This is a genomic window from Patescibacteria group bacterium (assembly GCA_028717685.1).
In the GTDB taxonomy this organism is placed as follows: Bacteria; Patescibacteriota; JAQUNI01; order JAQUNI01; family JAQUNI01; genus JAQUNI01.
In genome coordinates, this window is record JAQUNI010000001.1 from 310,508 (window position 1) to 333,537 (window position 23,030).

At 44.0% G+C, this 23,030-nt stretch carries 17 protein-coding genes and 3 tRNA genes; 10 read left to right on the forward strand and 10 right to left on the reverse strand.

Annotated features, from left to right (window positions below):
* Positions 1-29 precede the first annotated feature (29 nt).
* The 4 genes from PHW01_01630 to pilM all read right to left on the reverse strand — a co-directional run bounded on the left by PHW01_01630 (position 30) and on the right by pilM (position 5,353).
* Positions 30-1,238, reverse strand: a complete 1,209-nt coding sequence (locus PHW01_01630) for a type II secretion system F family protein (GenBank protein ID MDD5626700.1) — start codon at positions 1,236-1,238, stop codon at positions 30-32.
* Between the two features lie 38 nt (positions 1,239-1,276).
* Positions 1,277-2,353: a PilT/PilU family type 4a pilus ATPase gene (locus PHW01_01635; GenBank protein ID MDD5626701.1), complete on the reverse strand. Its 1,077-nt coding sequence runs from the start codon at positions 2,351-2,353 to the stop codon at positions 1,277-1,279.
* Between the two features lie 71 nt (positions 2,354-2,424).
* The gene (locus PHW01_01640) at positions 2,425-4,230 is read right to left on the reverse strand and encodes a GspE/PulE family protein (protein ID MDD5626702.1); all 1,806 of its coding nucleotides are present in this window, start codon (positions 4,228-4,230) and stop codon (positions 2,425-2,427) included.
* Between the two features lie 46 nt (positions 4,231-4,276).
* Positions 4,277-5,353, reverse strand: a complete 1,077-nt coding sequence (gene pilM / locus PHW01_01645; protein ID MDD5626703.1) for a type IV pilus assembly protein PilM — start codon at positions 5,351-5,353, stop codon at positions 4,277-4,279.
* Positions 5,354-5,663: 310 nt separating this feature from the next.
* Between pilM and PHW01_01650 the strand changes: the two genes are divergently transcribed.
* The 10 genes from PHW01_01650 to PHW01_01695 all read left to right on the forward strand — a co-directional run bounded on the left by PHW01_01650 (position 5,664) and on the right by PHW01_01695 (position 14,911).
* Positions 5,664-8,240, forward strand: coding sequence for an ATP-dependent Clp protease ATP-binding subunit (locus tag PHW01_01650; GenBank protein ID MDD5626704.1), 2,577 nt, complete (start codon positions 5,664-5,666; stop codon positions 8,238-8,240).
* Positions 8,237-8,926 (forward strand): ComF family protein, encoded by a 690-nt coding sequence (locus tag PHW01_01655; protein ID MDD5626705.1) that lies wholly within the window; start codon positions 8,237-8,239, stop codon positions 8,924-8,926. The genes PHW01_01650 and PHW01_01655 overlap by 4 nt, the downstream gene beginning before the upstream one ends.
* A gap of 230 nt (positions 8,927-9,156) precedes the next feature.
* Positions 9,157-9,243, forward strand: a tRNA-Ser gene (locus PHW01_01660).
* A 146-nt stretch (positions 9,244-9,389) separates the two neighbouring features.
* A tRNA-Ser gene (locus tag PHW01_01665) sits at positions 9,390-9,476 on the forward strand.
* Positions 9,477-9,589: 113 nt separating this feature from the next.
* The gene (locus tag PHW01_01670; protein MDD5626706.1) at positions 9,590-9,823 is read left to right on the forward strand and encodes a GIY-YIG nuclease family protein; all 234 of its coding nucleotides are present in this window, start codon (positions 9,590-9,592) and stop codon (positions 9,821-9,823) included.
* Positions 9,824-9,904: 81 nt separating this feature from the next.
* A complete protein-coding gene (locus PHW01_01675) occupies positions 9,905-10,900 on the forward strand; it encodes a hypothetical protein (GenBank protein ID MDD5626707.1) in 996 nt (331 codons plus the stop codon).
* A 76-nt stretch (positions 10,901-10,976) separates the two neighbouring features.
* Positions 10,977-11,543 carry a hypothetical protein gene (locus PHW01_01680; protein MDD5626708.1) on the forward strand — a complete coding sequence of 189 codons (567 nt, stop codon included), beginning with the start codon at positions 10,977-10,979 and terminating at the stop codon, positions 11,541-11,543.
* Positions 11,544-11,797: 254 nt separating this feature from the next.
* Positions 11,798-11,871, forward strand: a tRNA-Arg gene (locus PHW01_01685).
* Positions 11,872-12,021: 150 nt separating this feature from the next.
* On the forward strand, positions 12,022-14,034 hold the full coding sequence (gene recG / locus PHW01_01690; GenBank protein MDD5626709.1) for an ATP-dependent DNA helicase RecG: 2,013 nt from the start codon (positions 12,022-12,024) through the stop codon (positions 14,032-14,034).
* A gap of 409 nt (positions 14,035-14,443) precedes the next feature.
* Positions 14,444-14,911 (forward strand): hypothetical protein, encoded by a 468-nt coding sequence (locus PHW01_01695; protein MDD5626710.1) that lies wholly within the window; start codon positions 14,444-14,446, stop codon positions 14,909-14,911.
* A 389-nt stretch (positions 14,912-15,300) separates the two neighbouring features.
* On the opposite strand, the gene radA is transcribed toward PHW01_01695, so the two are convergent.
* From radA to PHW01_01725, 6 genes are all read right to left on the reverse strand, one after another.
* Positions 15,301-16,644: a DNA repair protein RadA gene (radA, locus tag PHW01_01700; protein ID MDD5626711.1), complete on the reverse strand. Its 1,344-nt coding sequence runs from the start codon at positions 16,642-16,644 to the stop codon at positions 15,301-15,303.
* Positions 16,645-16,887: 243 nt separating this feature from the next.
* On the reverse strand, positions 16,888-17,778 hold the full coding sequence (locus PHW01_01705) for a thioredoxin domain-containing protein (GenBank protein MDD5626712.1): 891 nt from the start codon (positions 17,776-17,778) through the stop codon (positions 16,888-16,890).
* Between the two features lie 161 nt (positions 17,779-17,939).
* The gene (locus PHW01_01710) at positions 17,940-19,073 is read right to left on the reverse strand and encodes a hypothetical protein (protein ID MDD5626713.1); all 1,134 of its coding nucleotides are present in this window, start codon (positions 19,071-19,073) and stop codon (positions 17,940-17,942) included.
* Between the two features lie 258 nt (positions 19,074-19,331).
* Positions 19,332-20,552: a pilin gene (locus tag PHW01_01715; protein ID MDD5626714.1), complete on the reverse strand. Its 1,221-nt coding sequence runs from the start codon at positions 20,550-20,552 to the stop codon at positions 19,332-19,334.
* 221 nt (positions 20,553-20,773) lie between these two features.
* Entirely contained in the window at positions 20,774-22,282 is a 1,509-nt protein-coding gene (locus PHW01_01720) for a hypothetical protein (protein MDD5626715.1), read from the reverse strand.
* An 18-nt stretch (positions 22,283-22,300) separates the two neighbouring features.
* Positions 22,301-22,897, reverse strand: a complete 597-nt coding sequence (locus PHW01_01725) for a hypothetical protein (protein ID MDD5626716.1) — start codon at positions 22,895-22,897, stop codon at positions 22,301-22,303.
* Between the last annotated feature and the right edge of the window lie 133 nt (positions 22,898-23,030).

Below are 23,030 nucleotides of genomic sequence, written 5' to 3' on the forward strand. Positions count from 1 at the left end.
AATTAGCTTTCAGCGTGACAAAGTCCGTTTTATATCGCATTGGCCATACCATAAATCGGCATTAGAATCGCCGAGACCATCACCGCTACTCCGAGACCCAAGATGACCATAATCGCTGGCTCAATAAGTGAAACAAGACCCTTCACCGCCTCATTCACTTCCCGATCATAAAATTCTGAAAGCTTCTTTAAAACATCTACTAACCTTCCGGTGCGTTCCCCGACCCGCGCCATTTGGGAAACAATGGGTGGGAAAACCGGTTCGCGTTTAAAGATGCGCGCCAAAGACTCCCCGCTCTCAATCCCCTGCCGCACGCGCAAACAAGCGTCAGAGTAAATCCAATTATCCATCACTCCACTCACAATCTTCAAAGCCTCGCCAATGGGCACACCCCCCGCGAGAAGCGTGGACAAATTGCGGGTAAACCTCACTAAATAAATACGGCTAAAGAGCATGCTCACCACGGGAATTTTGATCTTTAAAAAGTCGACGATACGCTGACCGGAGGGATAGTGCAAGAAAATACGGCCGCCCACAACAAGCCCCAACAATCCCATTAAAAAAGCCCACCAGTAACCCTTCAACGCTTTACTTGTCCCAACCAAAATCCTCGTCGTGAACGGCAGTCCCTGTCCCCCTTCTTCTAACACGCTCGTTAGTTGAGGAATAACAAAAATCATCATTAAAATCCCCACTGCCACCATACCGACGACAATAAAGGCAGGATAAATCATCGCCCCTTTTATCTTGCTCATTAAATCATAATCTTTCTCAGTTTGATCAGCAAGATAAAGCAGTGTTTGGTCTAAATTGCCGCTCGTTTCTCCAGCACGAATCATTCCGATGTAAAACTCAGAAAAAATACGCGGATATTGAGCAAGGGCCGCAGAAAGAGAAGACCCCCCTTCCACCTCTTGGATAATATGATCAATCATATCCTTCAACTTAACCTTCTTAGTCTGGCCGCTTAAGATCTTTAAGGATTGAAGCACAGGCAAAGTCGCTTCAATCATAGTGGCGAACTGCCGGAAAAACATTAGTTTATCCTTGGCAGTGATGCGGTTTAGAAAATTAAGGGAAATACCCAAGAGAGGAGGCTTCTCCCGAGCCTCTAAAGAAATAACGGTCAAACCTTGTTCATGCAAGGTGTTTTCAGCAAGGGTTTTGTTGGAGGCTTCCACAATCCCTTCTTGAATCTCTCCTTTGCTGTTACTCGCTTTGTAAGAAAATGTAGGCACGGAAATAAAGTTAAAAGTGAAAAGTGGAGAATGAAATCTTATTTGAGCAGGGAACGAAAGTTTCTGGGATCTTGAGAATACATTAAAGCATGAGTTATATCAACCACTCCCTCCTTAACCAAACGGGCAAGGGATTTATCCAAAGGAACCATCCCTTCCTCGGCTCCGGTCTGTAAAACACTTTCAATCTGGTGAGTTTTTTGTTCGCGAATAAGATTGCGGACCGCCGCGTTAACCATCATAATTTCACAAGCCACGGCCAAACCCCCGCCGATGCGGGGCAATAGTCTTTGAGAGACAATTCCGCCTAGGACATTAGCCAATTGAAAACGCACTTGATTTTGTTGATGCGAAGGGAAAACATCAATAACCCGATCAATCGTCTGGGGAGCATTATTGGTATGGACCGTGGAAAAAACTAAATGTCCTGTCTCGGCTACGGTCACCGCTGTCGCAATCGTATCCAAGTCCCGCATTTCTCCCACCATCACCACATTCGGATCTTCTCGGAGCGCCGCGCGCAACGCTTCGGGAAAAGAATTGGTATCCTGGTATAACTCTCTTTGGTCAATGAGACACTTGTCTTGGGTAAAGAGATATTCGATAGGATCTTCAACAGTGATAATATGTTCGGCGCGCTTATGATTAATTAAATCCAAAAGGGCAGCTAGGCTGGTTGATTTACCATGCCCGGAAGGACCGACGAGAAGAATGAGACCCTGGATTAAATCTGTCAACCCCTCTAAAATCGGAGGGAGACCCAATTCGCCAATCGTTCTAATCTTCATAGGAATAAGGCGAAAGGCAGCACTCAAAAAACCGCGTTGATAAAAAACATTAATCCGGAAACGCGCTTTCTCTTGAAATTCATAGGACAAATCTACCGATTTTTCATTCATTAAACGTTCTTTTTGTTTTTCATTCAGTAAACCTAAACAAATTTTTTCCGTATCACTCGGATCAAGCATCTTTTCTTCTTTCATGGTGATTAATTCACCATCAATCCTTAAGGTAGGATAGCGACCCACCGAAAGATGAAGATCCGAAGCATTCCTCTGGGCAGCGGCAAGAAGAAATCGCTTAATTGTTAATTGTACATTATCATAAAAAGCCATAAATTAAAAGTTAAATCTTAAGTTCATTTTATCCCTAGCCTTAACTTTTGCGATCTGACCTCTAACTTTTTCTAAATGTTCGTTGCCTTAAGCACTTCTTCTAAAGTAGTCTCACCACGCAGAACCTTCAGAATCCCATCCTGTCTCATATTAATAAGCCCTTTTTTAACCATAACTTCTTCAATTTGATTTTCGGAAGGTTTGGAAAGAATTAATTCCTGCAAGTCAGGTGTTAAAGGAATGGTTTCAAAAATACCAATTCTCCCCTTGTAGCCTTCGTTATTACAGTGCTTACAACCCTTACCCTTGTAAATAATAACTTTGTCTTTGTTCGGATTAAGCCCTTCTTTTTCAAAATCCGGAATCATCTCCCACTCTTTAAGGATAATCTTGCGAATTTCCTCACTAGCTTCCACCTTCTCCATGCACTCCCTACAAAGCTTCCGCACAAGCCTTTGGGCGATCAAAACGTTTGTCGCCGCGCTGATTAAAAAGGGTTGGATGCCCATGTCAATCAGGCGAGGCACGGCGCCTACCGCGCTATTAGTGTGCAAAGTGGAAAGAACGACATGCCCTGTCAGTGAAGCATGAATAGCCATTTCCGCGGTCTCCTGATCGCGAATCTCGCCGACCATAATAATGTCCGGGTCCTGACGCAAAATAGAACGCAAGCCTGAGGCAAAAGTCAATCCCACTTCCGGGTGAACCTGGGCTTGAGCAATACCAGGGATAAAGTACTCCACAGGATCCTCCAAGGTCACAATATTCACATCTTCTTGATTTAAAATCCCTAAAATTGAATAAAGCGTGGTAGACTTGCCGCTCCCCGTGGGACCCGTCACTAATAATAAACCATGCGCTTTGATTATTTCCGCTTTAATATGTTGCAATCTTAAACCCGTCAAACCTAATTCCTCCAAAGAAAACATTCTTGCCCCAGTTTCCAGAATTCTCATTACGATCTTCTCTCCGCTCATTGTGGGCAGTGTGGAAATCCGAAAATCTACCGGATGACCGCCAAATTCCAGACGAATGCGACCATCTTGAGGAATCCGCGTTTCGTCAATCTTCATATTGGCAAGCACCTTCACCCGGGAAACAATACCCTCGCGAATTTTAATAGGTAAGGAAAGGGTAGTCCGCATCACACCATCAATCCGATAACGCACCCTCACCATTTTATCTTCAGGTTCAATATGAATATCCGAAGCCCTCGCTTCCACCGCGTGCTTGATAATCCCTTGTAAAATTTTGGAAATGGGAGCCGCTTCCACTAATTTAACAATCTCTTTTTCTCTATCTTCTAAAACCTTCTTCTCTTCGTGCTTTTTCTCCACGACCTCTTCCAAGGCTTTCGTCACTTCCTCCTTAAGACTCTGCTCATACTGCCGAAGAACAAAATCCAAGCTCGCCTTATTGGTAATATAGATGGCTGTAGAAAAACCCTGTCTCCCCGTCGCAAACTCTAAAGCTTCCAGAGCTTTAAAATCCGCAGGATCAGCCATCGCTACTTTCACGACATTATCTTCCCCGCGCTCAAAAGCAACCATATGATAAGAGACAGCGACTTCTTGAGGAATCAATTTTAGGATATGCGGCGGAATAGGACGCGTCTCTAAATCTACAAACTCCACGCCTAAAAATTCACCTACTACTTGGACTAAGGATTTCTCCGGCACGAGATCTAAATCACGGATTAGCTGTTCTAAAGGAAGGTCGGTTTTCTGGGCTTCCTTTTCAATCAACTTCCGCTTTTCTTCATCAATCAGTTGCTTCTCTTCTAAAACATCTAATAAATTTTTTTTCTCCCACTTTCTGCCCCGCATTTTTTGCAAAACAGCTTTAGTGGAATTCTCTGATGATTTTACTTCCTTCATAAATTACTTCTTACGCTTTAGGATGTCGCTCGCGAACGACATCCTTTTAGGGTAATAATTCCCGCAGAGCTAAGCCGACCGCCACATCAAATGTGGGGCCCAGTTCATCCAGAACCTTTTTGAGCTCTTGGGGAATAATAATTTTACTCCAGGGATCAGCCACGACAATCTTATTGTCTAAAAAGAGAGATAAATAGCTCGTGAACTCGGGTAATTTCGCGCTCCCGCCAGAAAGGATAATTTGCGACACTTGACTGCCGCCGCGGTTATAGAATAAATTCAAACAATGACGAATCTTTTCCACAATCACATCAATTACAGGCTTGATGGCGCGCGGAATCTCCCCTCCCATCTTCTCGCGGGATACACCGAAATCTTTTTTAAATTGCTCGGCGCGCTCAAAACTTACCTGAAGACTATGGGCAATGACGCGGGTGAGGGCGTTTCCGCCCATATCTACGCTCAAATTTAACTTAGGGAAACCATCTTCAATAATACAAATCTCCGTCGCCGTGGCTCCAATATCCACAATCATAGCCCCTTCTTTTTGCGTATCTACCAAGACGCGCGCCAAAGCCATTGCTTCAGGTTCCAGACCCACTAGCTCTAAATTAGCCTTCTTGAAAACATCACCATATCTTTTCACGATATTCTTGGGCACAGCGGTTAAAAAAACTTCTATTCCTTCTTGAGGTTTTAAGGCTTCAGCCTTCTGATTTTTCCGGGAGGATTTGGGCGTAATAACCTCCCAATCTAAAATAATTTCCTCAATAGGAAAAGGAATATAGCGCTTGGATTCCCACTTGACCGCGGAAGCCAATTCTTCTTCTTCCATCTTCGGCAGATTTAAAATCGTCGTAAAAACCGAGAACCCGGGCAAAGAAGCGATCGCGCGCGAACCCTTCGCTCCACTTTCTTTAACAATTCTTTGAAGGCTTTTGCAGATTTTTTCCCGTACCGCGGGTGAATCGCTTCTAATCACATCGTCGGCTAAATCAATCGCGCCATAGGTAGATAAATTCACTCCCCCTTTCCATCTATTCAGCTCCACAATTTTTAAATTAGAAGTGCCAATATCTACGCCCAAATAACGATTTTTGGATTTAATACCAAAAAATCCCATTGTATTGATGTCAAAAAAAATTTAATATTTGATCTTTATTTTTTAAAACCCATAAAACTAACTCTTTTTTTATTCTAACACAAAAAAGGATATCCGCCAAACAGATTGTGCATAAATTACTAAGGAGAGAAAAATTAAAAAGCGCAATCGCCGAACAGTTTCCAGTTTTAGAAAGTCACGAAAAAAATTATGTCTTGACCTTCACCTTTGGCTAAGGTCTTCACCTTTATGAAAGGTGAAGACTAAAGGTGAAGGTCTTGCTGAAAGTCCTAATTTATTATACAATAAACTCGCGAAAATTAAAATATGTATGATTAATAATAAATTTACCGCCCAATTTAAACAAACATTAAAGACCGCTTCTTCTCTAGCGCGCCAGGAAAATAAAGACTACATCACGACGGCCCACCTCTTATCCGCTTTAATCCACCAAAAAGGCAGTTTGGCTTGGAAAATTTTGCATTATAAAAAAACTCCAATTCAAACACCAAACAAAAAAGATGACGCGCTGAATATTCCCGGAGGAAAAGAGGGAAAAAATAGGGAGAAACAATTTAGGCTGGACCATTTCCGCTTCTCCCTAACCGCCAAAGAGGCTATTGCCAAAGCAGTCGCCCTCGCCTATGAAGGTCAACATTGTTTCGTGGGCACGGAACACCTCCTCTCCGCTCTCGTTAAAATGAAAAGGGGGCGCGCTTATCTTCTCTTACGAAAAAATAAGTTTGATCTGGATGATTTAGAAAAACACTTGGAACTGCTCCTTGAAAATGCCACGAAATTTTCTCAAATCATCCAACCGTTCGCGAGGAACAAAGGGAAAAAATATAAAAAAGATTCAGATAACTTTCTTCGCTGCTTTGGCACGGACTTAAATCAAAAAGCTATTGCCGGCGGCATTGATCCGGTTATTGGCCGAGAAAAAGAACTTGAAAGAATCATTAATATCTTGGGCCGCCGCAAGAAGAATAATCCCGTTTTAATCGGCGAAGCGGGCGTCGGGAAAACCGCGATTGCAGAGGGTTTAGCCTCCAGAATCGTCCAGGATAGCGTGCCTCCTTTTTTAAAGAATAAAAGGATTCTGCTTTTAGATCTGACGGCTCTTGTCGCAGGCACAATGTTTCGCGGAGAATTTGAATCGCGCCTCAAAAAGATTCTAAACCAAATTGAAGCAGATCCCAACATTATTCTCTTTATTGACGAATTACATACTGTGATTGGGGCGGGCGGAGCCTCGGGAGGCTTGGATACGGCTAATATTCTGAAACCAGCCCTTGCCCGCGGCTTACTGCGCTGCATCGGCGCGACCACGCTTGCTGAATACCAAAAACATATTGAAAAGGACCCCGCCCTTGAGCGCAGGTTTCAACCTGTAATAATCAAAGAATCATCTCCCGAAGAAACCATTGAAGTATTGGAAGGCGTAAGGGAAAACTATGAAAAATATCATCAAATCCACATCACTCCTCCAGCTATTCGCGCGGCGGCTTATTTAGCGCACCGCTACATTACAGACCGCGCTCTCCCTGACAAAGCGATTGATTTAATTGATGAGGCAGCCTCCCGAGAAAAAATGAAAGTGAAATTACCTCAAGTAATTTTGAACTTAGAAAAATATGAACGAGAACTCCAAAAAATTCAGGAAGCAAAGCAAGAAGCAGTCAGGGCGGAAAATTACCACGAAGCAAGCATCTTGAAAAAAGCAGAAGTCAAACTCCAGAAAGAAATTAAGAGAGTCAAGCAAAAAATTGAAAAGCTGCCGCAACTTTTTCGGGGTCAAATCACGGATCAGGAAATTAAATTGATTGTAAGCGAAATGACGGGAATTCCCTTGGAATCCCTCACCCTCTCTGAAAAAACAAAACTTCTCAATCTTGAGAAAGCATTAAACGCGAAGGTCGTCGGACAAGAAGAGGCTATAAAAAATATCTGCCAGTGTATCCGGAGAATGAAAGCGGGGCTGGCTAACCCGAACCGCCCTTTAGGTTCTTTTATTTTCCTCGGACCTTCGGGGGTGGGCAAAACCTATCTGGCTCAAATTCTAGCACAGGAGATTTTCGGGGACATCCAAAATTTAGTCCGCATTGATATGTCCGAATTTCATGAATCATTTAATGTTTCACGCTTGGTGGGCGCCCCAGCAGGTTATATTGGCTACGAAGAAGGAGGACATCTCACGGAAAAAATCCGCCATCAGCCTTATTCCGTGGTTCTATTTGACGAAATAGAGAAAGCCCATCCTGACGCTTTAAACCTTCTCCTCCAAATTCTGGAAGACGGACAATTAAGCGACGCCCAAGGGCGCGCGATTAACTTTAAAAATACTATTGTGGTGATGACTTCCAATATTGGCGCGGCGAAATTGTCCCAAACGCAAAAATGGGGTTTTCAGATGGCAACGCAAAATAAAAAAACCAAAAATTTAGAAGAAGAATGGGCGTTAAAATATGAATATCTTAAAAAAGAGATTTTAAAAGAGATTGAAGATAAATTTAAACCCGAGTTCTTAAACCGCATTGACAAAGTGATTGTTTTCAGATCTTTAGATCTTACCGAACTTGCCAAAATTGCCGCGCTCCAAATTCAAGAGCTGCAAAAAAGAGTGGAGGACCAAAAAATCTCCTTGAATTTACAGCCCCAAGCGGCTTACTTTTTAGCCGAAAAATCATTTAATCCGGCGCGCGGCGCGCGACCTTTGCGCCGCTTAATTTCAGACCTCGTGGAAGATCCCCTCTCGGCATTGATCCTCGCTGAAAAAATTAAGGCGGGTCAAAAAGTATGTGTCAAATTGGAAAAAGGAGAAGTGGCTTTAAGGATTAATGGAAAGGAATCCCCGCACCAAAGCAAGCTTGGTCCGGGGCAAGCAGGAAGTATGAACGAAGAATTATGAACGAGGAATCAGAAGCTAAAAATTGGCTGACTAAAATCGGAAAATTTATAGCCGATTTGATTTTTCCCGTGCAATGTTTGGGCTGCCACCGCGCCGGAAAATGGCTTTGCGAACGTTGTTATTATCAAATTAAGTCTCACTGCTCCCCCTTTCCTCCTCATTTAAAAAAATCCCCGTTCAATAGATTGATTGCGCCATTTTCTTATCGCGACCCCCTCATCAAAAAACTGATCAAGGCTTATAAATATCATTTCGTGCAGGATATCAGCGAAATTTTAAGCCGGCTCTTAATTGAATACTTAAAACCGCTCTTCAGAAACATTGAACCGCAAAATTTTGTTTTAATCCCCGTCCCTTTGCACAAAAGGCGCTTGCGCTTCCGCGGTTTCAATCAAGCCGAACTCTTAGCCGAACATATAGCGCGGGAATTTAATCTGCCCTTTGCCAAAGATATTTTAATCCGCCGCAGAAACACTACCCCGCAAGCGCAGCTTAAAGAAAAAGAACGGCGGCAAAACATCCACGAGGCTTTTGCCGCTGTCCGCAATCCCTCTTTAAAAAACAAAATTATTATCCTGCTTGATGATGTGCTGACGAGCGGCGCGACTTTGGAAGAGTGCGCCCGCGTTTTGCGTCGGACCTGCCGCCCAAAGGCAATTTGGGGATTAGCGGTGGCGAGAGGATAAGGCAGGAAGCAGGAATCAGGAATCATGAATTAGGAATAAGGAATGAGGAATCAGGAATGAGGAGGTGAGGAAAAATAAAATTCATTATTCATTATTCCCAATTCCCCGCCCGCCATCGCTACGCTTCAGGCGTTAGCGGGCGCGGTCGGCTTGCGTGGCGGGCGGGCTTATTCCAAGATTGGTGGGTTGGCAGAGTGGTTTAATGCACTGGTCCTGCCCCGCAACAGAACGGAGAGGTGCTAGAGCGGTTTAATAGGACGGTCCTGAAAACCGTTGTCCCTTCAACGGGACCGTGAGTTCGAATCTCACCCTCTCCGCCCTTGTGCGGGGTCGCGAAAAACCAGAACCCGCTTTTTGCGGGTCGTAGGTTCAAATCCTACACCCACCGCATAACTTAATTTTAAATTTTTAATTCTTAATTTTTATTCCTCATTCATAATTCCTGATTCATAATTCCCAATATGGAGAGGTGGCTGAGTGGCTGAAAGCAGCACACTGCTAATGTGCTGACCTCGTAAGGGGTCCGTGGGTTCGAATCCCACCCTCTCCGCCTTCGCCACGCTGAAGCGTGGCTACGGCGTGACGAAGTCCGCTTCCAGCAGGACGAAGTTAGCTTCCAGCGCGACGAAATCTGCCAGTAGACACGCGAAAGCGGGCCATCGTATGTACTACGTTTACAGCTTAAAGTGTAAAGGTGGTTATTATATTGGTTGTACCGATAATCTTAAAGATAGAATTGATAGGCACCGAAAGGGCCAAGTGTCAGCTACAGTAAATAGGCTACCCATAAAATTGGATTTTTATTTTGCAATATCTGATAAATATAAAGCATTTGAATTTGAAAAGTATCTGAAGTCTGGTTCTGGGAGGGCTTTTATAAATAGACATATATTGTAGCCTAATCAGACAATTGAAACTATGGCAAAAATCGCCAAAGGATTAAGTGTTTTAATTGATGATTTAATGAAATAAAAAAATATGCAATGGAATGATAAAGTAAAATTGATTATTTCTGATGTGGACGAAACCATTGCTGATTTGTATATTGAGGCAAAGCCCGAAATGATAGCAGAATTGGAAAAATTACTTGCCGATAATAAGGTGTTATTTTTGATATCCGGTCAGAGTGTAAAAAGTATCCAATGGCGCATTATTGACCATATTAGAAAAGATTTGAGACAAAGAATTATCGTAGGCCACTGTAGCGGCGCTGAGGTGTGGGGTTTTGACGAAGAAGGAAAATTAAGAGATACGCCGTTCTATAGTCTCTACGAAACCGCTTTGTCAAAAGAGCAAAAGAAAAGTTGGCGAGAAGTAATTCGTGAACTTGTTGATGAATTTAAGCTGAAAACTTTACCAACAATGCCAATTGCGGAGTTTGAGAAGAAGTCCAATGGAGACCCGCTAACTATTATGCTCGAAGACCGTGGTCCACAAATAACCTTTGAAATAATAAATGGCTACGATCTATCTCCAGAACAAGAGCAAAAACTTGAAATTGAAGTGCCGGAAACTCATGGCCATTACGATTTGCGAATTCCCATTTTAGAGTGTGCTGAGAAATTATTTGAAGAAAGAGGCTTGCCCGTTACACCCAGAGTAGCAGGTGTGTTTGCGATTGATTTTGCCATTAAGAGAGTTTCCAAAACGACCGCGGTTAAATATGTCATCGAACACGATTCAATTTTAAACTCGCTAGGAATTCGAAAAACTGATATTGAGAATCCGGAAAGTATGGAAGTTTGGGGAGATAAATTTTCCGTTGTTCGAGGTGGCACGGATAGACATATTAGCGAAGCTTTACCGAAAGAAGTTCGTTCCATAACTTTCCGAGAGGAAAGACCCGAAGAATTTTTGGGAGGATATAATATTGTTGTTTGGGACGGAAAAGAGCATTTGCACGATGGTCTTTTGGAATTTTTAAAATCAAGGAATTTGAAAGAATTTGCCGCCAAAGAGGAAAATCAGTTATGATTTCCCTTGCGGGCTACCGCCCGTGAAAAACTTGAAATCGTAAAAAACATTTTTAAAAAAATAAAAAACACATTCTATGCCTCAAAATCAAATCATGGCTACGCCGGACTTCAGTCCTGAGGACTCCAGTCCGAAGGATCTTCAGACAAACAATCCCGCTGCGCCTCGAGAAAATTACGGCAAAATTTTAATATCCTGGCGCGCGCCAGAATATGAAAAACAACCCAAAAGCCGCAATTGGTATATCGCCACTTTTTCCATCGGCGCCTTTTTGGTGGGTTCCAGCATTTGGATGAAAAATTATCTCCTCATTATTGTCGTCGCGATGTTCGGGATCGTGCTTTACATTCTGAATAAAAAAGAACCTCTGACGCTTGATTTTGCCCTGACGGAAAAAGGAGTGAAGATGGGAGAGAAATTTTACCCTTATAACACCCTCCAAGAATTTTGGATTATTTACGATCCGCCGGTAAAAACCCTCAATTTCAAGAACAACCGCACTTTTTTCCCGGAAATCTCCATGCAGATTACGGATCAAAACCCCGTAAAAATAAGGGAGATTTTACTCCCCTTCCTGGATGAAGACCTAGAAAAAACCGAGGAATCAACCACCGACCGTTTATCGCGGTTATTGAAAATATAAGAAGGGCGGAGTATAATAATTTTTAATTTTTATTGGCTTATCGTGTTATTAAGTTTCCAGCCTGTCCGCGGCAGGCATCAATGAAAATAGGACTTCGCGTTTGATGTCATCCCCGACCTGATCGGGGATCCAGATTAATAGCACTAATTCTGGATTCCCGCTTTCGCGGGAATGACAATAAGCATATTTGATTGAATTGTTACCAAACGTGAAAGTCCTGGAAAACAAAAATTAAGAATGAAAAATTGGCTTTCGCCCTTGTAGCTCAATTGGATAGAGCGTGAGCTTGCGGAGCTCAAGGTTGCAGGTTCGATCCCTGCCAAGGGCACAATAATAATTTTTAATTTCTAATTTTTAATTTTTATTGAATTTTCAATTCTAAAATTTTCAAACAGAAATTTTAATATTTAATGCTATTGTTTAAAAATTAAGTCATTATAAATTTAATAAAAATTAGAAATTGAAAATTAGAAATTATATGCTATCCCCTTCCTCTCCCCTTTCCTCCCTCTATGGCGTGGGGGCGCAAAAACAAAAAGCTTTGAAAAAATTGGGTCTAGAAAAAATTCATGACCTAATTTTTTATTTCCCCTTTCGTTATAATGATTTTAGTAAAATCGTTACCATCCGAGATTTGCAACCTGGAAAAATCATCACGGTCTTGGGAAAAATCCAAAAGATTCGGACGATCCGCACGCCGCGTAAAAGAATGTTTCTGACAGAGATAGAAGTGGCGGATGAAACCGGAGTCATTTCCTGCCTCTTTTTCAATCAGCCGTATCTCGCGGAGACTCTTAAAGAAGACATGCTTGTATATTTAAGCGGTCAAGCGGCATACGGGATTCCTTACTATACAATGCAGAATCCGGAATACGAAATCTACAAACCCCGCACTACGCATACCGCTCGGATTGTTCCGATCTATAATGTGACCTACGGCATCTCGCCGAAATGGTTGCGCTATTTGGTAAGCCTGGTGATGCCCTCAATTCAAAAAATTCCTGATTATTTACCTTCTCAAATCCGGCAAAAATACCACTTCCTTCCTCTTGCCAAAGCCTTAACCGAGATTCATTTTCCTTCCACATTCCCCAAAATGGAGAAAGCAAAAAGGCGCCTTGCTTTTGATGAATTTTTTATCTTGCAAACCGCGGCTTTAGCATATAAAAAAAACTTAGCCAAACAAAAGGCGCCCTCCATACCTATGGATGTGAAACTCGCCCAGTCATTCGTTCGCTCTCTGCCTTTTCTTTTAACTTGCGACCAACGCAAATGCGCTTATGAGATTTTGAAAGATCTCGAAAAAACGCAGCCTATGAACCGTCTTTTAAACGGCGATGTGGGGAGCGGCAAGACCGTGGTCGCGGCAATGGCGCTACTGCAAACCGCGGCTGCCGGATGGAATGCGGTTCTGATGGCGCCCACGGAAATTTTAGCCGAGCAGCATTTTCAAGAAATCTCCCGTTTGCTCCAAAAATTTAAAATAAAAATTGGCCTTTCAACCGGCGCAAAAAAAATAAAACTAGAAGCCCAAATCTTAATTGGCACCCACGCTTTGATTCAAAAAAAGGCGCGGCTTAAAAATTTGGGATTAGTGGTCGTGGATGAACAGCACCGCTTTGGCGTAAAGCAACGCGGGGAGCTTCAGCATAAAACGACCTCCCTTATTCCCCACTTTCTTTCTATGACCGCCACGCCGATCCCCCGCTCGCTTGCCCTCACCCTCTATGGCGACTTGGATATCTCGCTTATTCGGGAAATGCCCCCGGGGCGCAAAAAAGTAATCACCAAAATCGTTCCTCCCGAAAAAAGAAATCTCGCTTATGAATTTATCCGCAAAAAGATCCAGGCTCACGAACAGGTCTTTGTGGTCTGCCCCCTCATTTTGGAATCTGACAAACTCGGCGTGAAATCCGCGACTAAAGAGTACGAAAAACTGCGAAAAGAAATTTTTCCGGAATTTAAAATCGGCCTGCTCCACGGCAAACTGAAAACAGGAGAAAAAGAAAAGGTGATGATGGATTTCAAAGCGGGTCACACCAAAATTTTAGTCGCCACCGCAGTGGTGGAAGTAGGGATTGATGTGCGAAACGCCACGATTATGATGATTGAAGGGGCGGAACGATTTGGTCTTGCTTCTCTGCACCAGTTTCGCGGCCGGGTGGGACGCGGCGAGAAACAAGCCTACACTTTTGTTTTCACGGAATCAAACGAGCCAAGGACTTTAAAAAGATTGAAGGCGCTGGTTTCGGCGCGTGATGGTTTTGAGCTGGCAGAATATGATTTGCAATTTCGCGGTCCAGGCGAAATTTACGGCACGCGCCAAGCGGGTTATTTAGATTTAAAAATCGGCTCTCTTTGGGATTTAGATTTAATCAAAACCGCAAGGCAGGAGGCGAAAGAGCTTTTAGAAAAGAATCCAAACCTAAATAAATATCCCCTCCTCCAAGAAAAAATAACAAAAAAACTAAGCGAGATTAGCTTAGTATAAAAAAAGACCCCTTTTAGAAAACAATGGCAGAAAATCTTTTCATTCAACTATTTATATCGTCTCTAAATGGGGGCTGTAATGGGGAGGCGCAGGGAAAACCTCGGGTTGCGGCGGCATGGGGTATTACACCAAAGATTATTTCCCTTTGCCTTGACTCTATTATATTACATATCCTTAAAATTTGTCAAATCTTGACATTTACAATGATTCAGTTATAGTGAAAGTAATGGATCTTTATGTCTTTGGCGATTCTCTCGCTAAGAAGACACAACTGCAACCGGAGGCACGATATGAACGCTATTTGGATTCGTGATCACCACCCCCCCTGATTTTGCTCCTATCTTACTTATCTTTTTGGAAGGTATTATGAAATGCGGCAATGGCAAAAAGTGTAAGAAGGAGCGGAACAATGTCGAAGAACTATGACCAAAGGATAGATGAATGCACTGGGAGTGCGTTCACTGCGGAAATTTTGCATTTAGGAAATGGTGTCCACGTCACTGCCCATCAAAAGGCAGAAGAAGACAGGAACCACAGGATGAGATTAAGGGAATTAGAAACGTATACTGTAGATTTAGAACTGCCTGAAGCAGTAAAAAACCGTGGATGGTTTCCTGTTGTACAAAGTGGATCTTTTAAGATCGTTAAAGATCCGCGGGGAATTATTCCCCTGAACGGAGAAATTCCTCAAATAACGTCGGAGCAGGCTCAAAATGTCCTTTTTTTGTCCCGCAACACAATTGTTCAAAGTGGAATAGATAAATATGGTGGCATGATGCTGACTAAGACTGAAGTGCCTTACAGTGAAATTATAGATTATATGAATAAGGCTAGAGTCTTTAATATTTGCCATGAGGCAAATAAGCTTGGTCTATAACCTCCCTTGGATTCCCGCTGGAATTTAATTTTATTGCGAGGGAATAGCAACAAAGACAACGCCATACCTAAACTGGATTGTGCAGGTATGGCTATTTTTTCTAAAAATAAAAACAAAAAATACGGGCTTTTGAGGCCCGATTTTTTATTTGGTGAAAAGGGTGCCTGTCCGCTATGCTCTTAGCGGCAGCATGGCAGGCGGGAGACCTCTTCTAACTCCCCACAGGTCAAGGGAAGGAAGATTTTCACTCCCCCTGCCCGAGGGGGAGATGGAGGGGGTGGGAGCTTCAGAACCCCTCCCATCCTCCCCCTTGGAAAGGGGAGGTGAAATGCACTCCCCCTTCCACCCTAAGAGCGGACACAGTGGCAAGAGGGAGGGTATTATTACATTTATTTTACTTTCTCAATTGCTTCCTGAATTGTGTTGACCTTAATAATTTCCATTCCTCCTGTGTTTTGAAGAGTAGAAAAAGAGGGTAAAATTATTTTCTTAAACCCTAAAATCGCCGCTTCTTTAATTCTTTTTTCTATATTATTTACCCGACGCACCTCGCCCGATAAGCCCACTTCACCCAGGGCGATTAAGTCCGAAGGCAAGGGCTTATCCGTGAGGGAGGAAAAAATCGCCAAGGCAATCGCTAAATCAATGGCGGGTTCAGCCACGCGAAATCCGCCGGCGATATTAGCATAAATATCCTGATTAGCGAGCCGCAATTTAGCTCTCTTGCTTAAAACCGCAATAATAAGTTCCAAACGCCGAGCATTAATGCCGGAAGCCGCTCTTTTCGGATAACCAAAAATAGTCGTGGTGCATAGCGCCTGCACCTCCACTAAAAAAACACGCACGCCCTCAATAGTGGCGGTAACGCAAGAGCCGGGCAAACCCTCCCGCCGTTCCTCTAAAAAAATTTGGGAAGGATTTTTGACCTCTGCCAAACCTTGCCCCGTCATTTCAAAAACGCCGGTTTCGTCCGTCGCACCAAAACGGTTTTTTACGCCACGCAAAATGCGAAAAGTATGGTAACGCTCCCCTTCTAAATACAAAACTACATCTACTAAATGCTCCAGGGTTTTAGGTCCCGCGACATTGCCTTCTTTGGTCACATGACCAATTAAAAAAATCGGGATATTATTTGTTTTCGCCACTTGAGCGAGCTTTTGCGTCGCGAGGCGCACTTGGGTGATACCGCCGGCTTCGCCTGGAATGTCTTCAGAAGACATTGTTTGAATGGAATCAATCACCGCCAAAGACGGCTTCAAACTTTCTATGGTGGCGCAAACCGCGTCAATATTCCGCTCTCCCAGAAAGATAAGTTCGCCCGCGGGAAAACCTAAGCGGTCGGCGCGCAATTTCACTTGAGCGCCTGATTCTTCGCCGGAGACATAGAGAACCTTCTTCAACTCGCTAACCCTGCTTGCGGCTTGCAAAATCAAAGTGGATTTGCCAATCCCGGGCTCTCCGCCTAACAAAATAAGGGATCCTGGAACAATCCCTCCGCCTAAAACCCGGTCAAATTCGGAAAAATAAGTAGTAAGCCGTGTAAAATCTGTGTTTTGGATATCGCCTAAAACTTCTGTGGCGGCTGGGAGAGCGGCGCTTTTCGCGTTCCGCACTTCCCCTCTTGCCTCCGCCACTAAACTATTCCACTCCCCGCAAGTCGTGCATCTTCCCTGCCAAGTCAAAAACTCGGCTCCGCACTTAGAACAGATATAAATTGTCTTGACCTTGCTCATTTTTCCAGAAATCAATACTATCTTATTATTCTAAACAGCTTAATTAAAAATGTAAAATGCAAAATTAAAAATTACAATTCAAAATTTAAAAATTAACTTTGTAAAACCCAAATCAAATTGTCGTCCCATTAATCTCTAAAAGATAACAAAAATCAATTTTAAACCTTAAACTGTAATTTTGCCACGCCCGCCATGCTAGCCTAAGCGGCTAGATTAGACGTTGCGGACGGGCATTTTAAACTTTTAATTTTGAACTTTATTTAGCTCTGCCTCTATGATTCCGCTCAACTCTTCAAACGACACTGCTCCCTCCACTTTTTGATTATTCACAAACAATGTCGGGGTGGCGGAAATGCCGGCGGAAATGCCGGCATCTAAATCTTCCATTATTTTCAACTTCGATTCACCCTGATTCATGCAGGTATTGAATTTTGTCATTTCCAAACCCGCTTTTTCCGCTAAGGAGGCAAGAAGGCTTTCGGTAATACGGGCGCTGTTCGCGAAAATTAAATCGTGGAGCTCCCAAAACTTGCCCTGCTCCCACGCGCATTCCCCCATCTCGTGCGCCAGCGGGGAAAGAGGATGGATATTTTCAATCGGTAAATCCCGAAAAACAAATTTCACCCGCGTGCCATACTTACTTTTTAATTGAGGCAAGGCGGTCTTGGCAAACTCGGCGCAATAGGGGCATAAAAAATCAGAAAATTCCACAATGGTTACTTTGGCGCCCTCCGGCCCCCACGAAGGATTCCCTTCGCCGGCTAAATTATTATATCCCGCGCTTCCCGCCACCATTTGGGACGGATTATCAGCGCTTGGCGCGGAAGGAGCGGCTTCCGTCCCTTCTTCTATTGTTGTTTCGCCGGCGGTATTCTCACTTTTAGCGCGGGCTAAATAACTGTTTTCCGGGGTCTGCAACGCGTGTATTCCCTCCTCATCATAGGCGAAAAGTTTGCCTTGGTCCACATTGTCCGTGTTTGGACTCACGACTTCAGCTAAATTCCCCCCCATTTGCGTTCCTAACGCACTAAAAGAAATCTGCCGGCTCTTCATCCCTCGCCAAAAAAGAACTCCGCCGCCAACGGCGGTTAGAGTGATAACTAGAAGGATAACTTTATCTAAACGATGAATCATATCTGAAGATTACTGAATAAAAAGTGTTAAGTTTAAATCTTGTAACTTGTAACTCATAACCTATAACTCAAGCACTTTCCTTCTTGTGTTACAAGTTACAAGTTTCAAGTTACAAATCCTTTATCTAAATTTTACGTTTTTCGTTCTACATTGTGCGCTATTTAATCCAACCTTAATGCATACACCCCGTTACCCGCGTCGGTAAAATAAAGTTTGTCTTCGGTGGATGAAAGCCAAAGGTTAGTGGCGTCAAATCTCGCGTCCGATTCGGATTCATCATAAAGTTTTCGCTTTTCCCCGGTTTTGGTATTGATTTCCCAAAAATTATCAATGCTTTCATCGTCCACGCTCGCTTGCGCGCCAAGGGGCTCTGAAGGCACGGCGCAATAAAGCTTCTCACTCGTTTTATTCCAGACGCATTTCTCAATAAAGCTCTTGATCCCTAAATTATAATTGTTCGTCCCGGTCAAGTCAACGACCCAGAGATATTGTTCATAATTCTCCGCCGATACCGCCTCGTAAAGCAAACGACTGCCGTCCCGGCTCCACTTTGCTTTTTCGCCATAGCCTTCTAAGCGGATCGGGACGCCCGCCGCCCCATCCTTATAAACCAGATAGACGCTGCGTTCCGCCCCGTAAGCGTAATTCTGCAATATCGCCACGGGTCCGTTTAATTGCGGCGAACTTCCGGCAAGCAGCTTGGCATAACCTAAATCCTTAATCTTTTCCCAGTTATTGCCATCCGCGTCCGCGATAATGAGCTGCCTTTCCCCTTCGTTTTCCTGCCACTCGTATACAATCTTAGTACCGTCGGCAAACCAGGAAAACTGGGTCGCGGCGGGCATTAGTTTAGTGGACTGACCCGTCCCCACATTAAAATGATAATGATCGCCATTCCCGAAACCCAGAATCGCCTGCGTCTTGTCCGGAGACCAAATTACCTCGCTGACATTAGTAAAAACACTGTCGCTGTAAGGAACGGCTTCTCTGCCATCTTGCAAGACGCGAAAAAACTTGCCTTGATCAACATCATAATAAACAATTTCATTGCCTTTCAAAGCGAAACTTAAAACGCGATTCTCCACAACCTGGGTTACTTTAGAAACCTCGGGCACAATGGTTTGACCATTCGCTTGCGCTGGCGCCGTCGCTTGCGGCTCCGCAACGGGAGCGGACGCGGAAGGGGCAGGAGGTAATTTTTGCGGCGGACTGGAAAAAAATAAAAGATAAATAAGCGATCCTAAAATCACCAGAATTAAAACGCCAATAATGATAAGGAAAACTTTACGGGACATAGTAGACAAATTAAAATGTAAAAATCTCCACCCTAGACGGATCGGCCTCGGGCCGAAAAATTAAAATGACAGTGTAAAATTTTAAAATGAGAATTCACCATTTAAGATTTCATTGGAGGTCGCGCGAAAGCGCGACACGAGTCAGTGTCAGACTTTCGTCTTTACAGGGCCTTCGGTCTGACCTCCAAAGCGCGACGCGGTAAATACCGTGGCATGGATTCCCCTAAAATCAAGTTTTTTACTTAGCACAATCCATAATTATTGTGTTTGTAACAGAACTGTATTGCACTTATAGTTATTACCATCTTTTTGACAAAGTCCATACTGGCCGCCTATTGCTTGTTGGCAAGCTCTTTCCATTGCAACATCTTTATCCGTACACTGCCGTGTGGGTTCGGAGGGGGATATTAACAGATGCGAGCTGCCATTGAAGCAAACTGCTGTCGGCGGCTTACTCCAATCAGCTGGGTTAATAGGTTTTCCGTGGCATTTTTCCCTTAAATCCTCTGTCCCCTTGTTAGAATCTCCACTACAGGTAGGGGAACAAATCTCGGTTAAACTAGAACATAGATTTTTTCCTCCCAGGCAAAAACCATCTTTACCGTCTTTTTTACAAGGATACATTCCCTTGCAATTCAGATCTGGCACATCCTTGAGACGGGTGAAGCCGCATTCTGTGTCGTTGGTGCAAAGACTCTGAATATCTAGACATGTCACCACACCAACTTCTTCCAAACAAGTTCCCTGCTTATTGGTATTGATGGCGGTGTAGCAGGCCTTATTTTTACAAATAGTTTTCGGATTGCCATTGCATTCTTCAGCGCAATTGGTTTTGTCGACATCACAAGCGCAAATGCCGCCAACATTGGATTGTGGCGCGCAATAGCCCGGTATGGCACCCTTTTTACAAACATCTCCTACTCGCTTTTTCAAGGCAGGACTGCATTCTGGCACCGAATCCGTGGGGCAGAAGGCGGCGCCGGCTGAATTATCTTGCTCAATCTTAGTCACTGCCTCCCTCAAACTCTCGGACAGCTTTTCGTTGTCCCACGTCAAATTAATTAAATCAGGATTCACAAACCTCAACAGGACAAAAGACGTTAAACCCAAAGCCAAGCCGCCGATAGCGTAAAAAATACGGGTCTTCGCTTGTTTCGCCTGATCCCCGCCCAAAGAGGTTAGGTATTGATAACCGCCGACCATTATCATCACCACTCCCGCGATCGCCATTAAGACTAAACCCAAGTCATAAAGAATGAAAATTAAAACCACGGGATTTTTAATACAGCGGCCGTTCTGTGTGTAGTCTTTCAACGATCCTAACCCTGTCAAATTTCTATCAAATACAACTGGAAGGGGAAATTTTAACCAAGTCCCTTCCGTCTTTTCGCATTCTGTTTGAGTTGCGCGGCTGACGCTAGGCATAGCCAAACCGCCAAGGAAAATCACCAAGAAAATAAGGAAAAAATATTTTTTCATAAGAATTTGTGTTTTGAGATTTGAGTGCTGTGAATTATGGAACTTTCGTAAAATCATAAAATATTCATGAGGAGCCTCTCCCTCCCCCTCTTGTCTCCCCTCTTCGGGCAAGGGGAGTGAAAATCTTCCTCCCCTTGGAAAGCGGGAGGTGGGGTGGGGTTCTGGGTTTTTCCAAATAAAGTGAATTTCATAATTCAAGATAAAAAATAGAATGCTGCAAATTATGGCGGAGTCAAATTCTCCGCGCAATCACACTCCGCGTCCTTGATGCTCAAATGAATATGATTAGCACTTGTGGTCTCGTTCAGAAAACCCGCGTCAAGATTCATCTGTGTGCCACACAAACTTGCTTCCGCCCTTAACCGGACATAGATTTGATCACCAATTTTATTTCTTTTTGTGCTATCAACAGGTTGAACATCAAAAGCCACTGACTGGTTGCAATTATGCCCTCCATAATGGCAGGACCATTGACCATGGGCGCAGGCGGGATCGGTCCAGTTATTTCCCTGACAGGTGGCAAGACCCGCGCCATCAGAAAGAGAGGTAACCTGCCAGGCATTAGTGTCAGCAGGAAAACCGCTATGAATACAATTAATAAAATCAATGAGCTGCGGATCCGCTTCATTTAACTGACTACCCCCCGCGACCAAATTAGCTTGCCAGCCATTGGGCTCTCCCGTCTCGCCAGAAGATCCATAAGAAGAACCGCCCAGATTGCCATAGCCCATGCCCCCTGGCGTTTTAAAAACAGAGCAGAAAGCCTGACCCGAAGCAGTGCCGTCACAGTCTTTTTGCGCTTTGACATAAAAAACAATTACTACCACTAAGATAATGACTAATATAATAATTGCGATAATAAGAGCCACTAACCCGCCTCCTGCCACTATCGCGGCGCCCGCCCTTGCAAGAGCAGAACCTGCCGCCCTTCCTGCGCCTCCCGCAGCTCTTCCCGCGGCTCCCGCGGCCGGACCCGCTTTTGGCACGGCAGCTCGCGGCCGAAGTTTGGCAGGAACTTTGATTTTCGCAGGTTTTTTGGGCGCTATTTTCTCCGGCTGCCGCAACTCCTTCAAACGTCTCTGAAATTCTGCTTCTTTTCTTCTTTTTTTTATCTCTTTCTTACCCCTCTCTTCTGCCGCCTTCTTTATCCTGTCCATTATATCTTCGCCTTCCTCCTCTTCGCCTGCTCCCTCCCCCTCCACCTCCCCCTCGGGCAGGGGGAGAGCCTCTCCTTCCCCTTCTTCGCCCGCTCCCTCGCCCTCCCCTTCTTCCTCCGGAACTTCCCCGAATTCCGGGACTTCCTCTTTTTCCTCTTTCTCTTGGTCTGCCGCTGGCTTCTCCTCTTTCTCCTTGCCCACGCCCTGACCGGATAAAGCTTCTCTCCTTTTATATTCTTCCTCCTGCCTTCTTGCTTCCTCTTCTCGTGCCGCTTGGCGGGCAAGATAGCTTTTCTTTTTTGCCTTTGCCGCTATTCCAGCCACCGCGGCTCCTATTGCTACCTTTTTAATCCTGCGCCGCGCTGTGTCCCATTGCTTCTTATATTCCTCATCCAAAACGCCAGCAACCCCTTGATCTCCTTCCTCGGTAATGCGAGTATCTTTGCGCTTAATCGGGGTTCCGCGAGTCCCGCGTCCTACTGCCTTGAGCGACGCGGACTTTTGCACATCTATATCCATATTCTTACCGCTAAAATCAATATTTTGTCCTTGAGAATTATCACGTTCTGCCATAATGTTTTTTAGAAAATTTTAATCCGCCCAAGAAGCGCGATCCACCCTCCATTCATCTTGACCGGCGAGGTTCGTTTCCACGACCAAATTTAAAAGAAGATTGGCATAATGGCTCTCGCTTACTTCACCCCTTTGGATCGTGCGCTCGGTTACTGCTAAAATCTTTGCTTGTTTCTTCTCTTGGCTCAAAACAACTGTTTCCAAGACCATGGTTTTCCATTCAAATGGTAAGCCGCTATATCGTTCAGCGCATTGTTCTTCAATGATGCCTTCAGACTCGGCGCGGAAACGGCCCGACATATAATCTAAAAGAGCTTTGATGTTTTGACAATTATCCGCGCTGGAAAAAGTGCCCCACACCTCCGTAAAATCGCGGGCTAAGGTTCTCAATTCTGATTCGGCATTTATCCCTTCATCAACAACATCCACGGCTTGCGGCGCTACGGGCAAAGACGGCGCGGAAGACGGGGTTGTCTCCGTCGCTATTCCCGAAGGAGTGATAGAAGGAGACGCGCTTCCATCCCCTGTTTTATTTTTGCAACCGAAACCCCCTGTCGTCATCAGGATAAAACAGAGAGTCATAAAAATGGTGAATTTTTTATTTTTTAAAAGCATGCTTAAAGGATAATTTTCAATTTCTAATTTCTAATTTTTATTAAATTTTCAATGAATCAATTTTTAATGCTTAAATAATTTAGAGGACTGAATAATTTCGAAAGACTGTTTAGAAATTTAAGAATTAAAAATT